Annotated in this window: 2 protein-coding genes; one reads left to right on the top strand and one right to left on the bottom strand. The window is 46.6% G+C overall.

Translation table 11 applies throughout. The features are described 5' to 3' along the window. A partial coding sequence (locus AC6F75_RS14625) for a DUF2207 family protein (protein ID WP_500715827.1) occupies positions 1–1,553 on the top strand: 1,553 nt, incomplete at its 5' end. A gap of 5 nt (positions 1,554–1,558) precedes the next feature. Here the strand turns inward: AC6F75_RS14625 and AC6F75_RS14620 are convergent. Next, positions 1,559–1,851 (bottom strand): nuclear transport factor 2 family protein (locus AC6F75_RS14620; protein ID WP_500715826.1); only part of this gene is annotated, 293 nt, incomplete at its 5' end.

The following is a 1,851-nucleotide window of genomic DNA, read 5'->3' as shown; positions in this document are numbered from 1 at the left end:
TTCGTGCAGAAGGCAGGGACATCAAACGAGGTATCTACCGTTCATTCCCCACCAAGTATAAAGACAAAATCGGTACGCGGTTTAATGTGGGCTTTGAAGTGGTTGAGGTCCTCAAAAACAGGACTTCAGAACCCTTTTTTACCGAAAAGCAAGGCAACGGGGTAGTGGTATATATAGGCGATAAAAACACCTTACTTTCTCCCGGTGAATATGCTTACACCTTGGTGTACAGGACCACAAGACAAATCGGTTTTTTTGAGGATTTTGACGAACTTTATTTTAACGCCATTGGCGGCGATTGGGTGTTCCCCATAGAGGAGGCGAGTGTTTCCATTGAACTTCCGGAAGGGGCAAGAGTGGTGCAAATGGATGCTTTTACAGGTTTTGGCGGGACAACAACCTGCGACTGTGAAATCCTTTCCACGGATAACCGGGTAAAGATTACAACCAACCGTGTTTTACAACCGCGTGAGCAACTCACCTTTGCGGTGGCCTGGCCCAAAGGTTTTGTTCCTGAGCCTACCACAGCTGAAAAATGGATGTACTTTTTTAAAAGCAATTTTCATGTGCTGTTTGGGTTGATTGGTTTGCTTGTGGTCTTGCTGGTGTATTACAGGGCATGGAAAAAAGTGGGTGTTGACCCGCCCAAAGGCACCATCTTCCCGCAGTTTGATCCGCCCTCAGGATTCAGCCCGGGTGAGTTGGCTGTGTTGCAGAATTTAAGGCTTTCACAACGTGCGGTTTCTGCAGCTATCGTCAATATGGCGGTAAAAGGGCATATCAGGATAGAATACACAGGTAAAAAATACAAACTGGAGCGGCTTTCAGGAAACTATGACCTGCTGGGGAACGATGAAAAAGCCATGTCACAGCAGTTGTTTTCCAAAGGAACTAAAATCACACTGGACAACAAAGACCATGCGGTCTTTGCCAAAGCACGTAGCAAGTCTTATGAAGCCATCAAAAAACGCCTGAAACCGGTTTACTTCAGTTTTAATCACAAACATTTGGTTGCGGGTATATTGGCTTCGGTAATTTGGGTGGTGTTGACGTTTGTGTTTTCGCCCTCGGTGGCAATACCCATTATTTTATTGTTTTTGTTTCTTATACTGGTAGCCGTTTTTACCTATCTCATAAAAGCACCCACCGTAAAAGGCAGGGCCATAATGGACGATATTGAAGGCTTTAAAATGTATGTCAATGTCGCCGAACAAAAACAACTTGACGCCCTGCACGAACCTAAAATGACCCCTGAGCGTTTTGAGGCGCTACTTCCTTTTGCCATTGCTTTAGGGGTTGAGAATAAGTGGGGTAGTAAATTTGAAAAAGCCCTTGCCGCTTCGCTTCAGGAAACCAAAAGTTACAGCCCAAGTTGGTACACCGGTGCTGCGGGAGCTATGATGTTTTCACCGGCGCGTTTCAGCAGTGATATGGGAAGGAGTTTTACTTCGGCCATATCATCGGCATCCACACCTCCCGGAAGTTCTTCGGGAAGTGGTGGCGGTGGTTTCTCCGGTGGCGGAGGTGGCGGCGGCGGAGGTGGCGGCTGGTAAAAAGGCTACATGTCCTGTGGCATCGAACTCAGTACTTCGGCGGCAATTTTCCAGCTGTTGTTTTCCCTGACAAGGGTGATCAGCGATATACCGGTGTCCTGAACCAACCCTTGTCGGGTGTTGAATGAAACATTAAACTCACCCACCACATAAGCCATATCACCGCTTTCACTGATTTTAACTTCCAGGGTTTTTATGTCGAGTTTAAAATCTTCAAGTTCGGTTGTGATGCTGTAGTTTTCGCGTAAAGCATCGTGACCCTGAATAAGTGGTGAAACGGGAAGTTTGAGTTTGCCGT

This window comes from Planktosalinus sp. (assembly GCF_059864935.1).
This window is presented reverse-complemented; position numbering and strand designations above follow the sequence as displayed.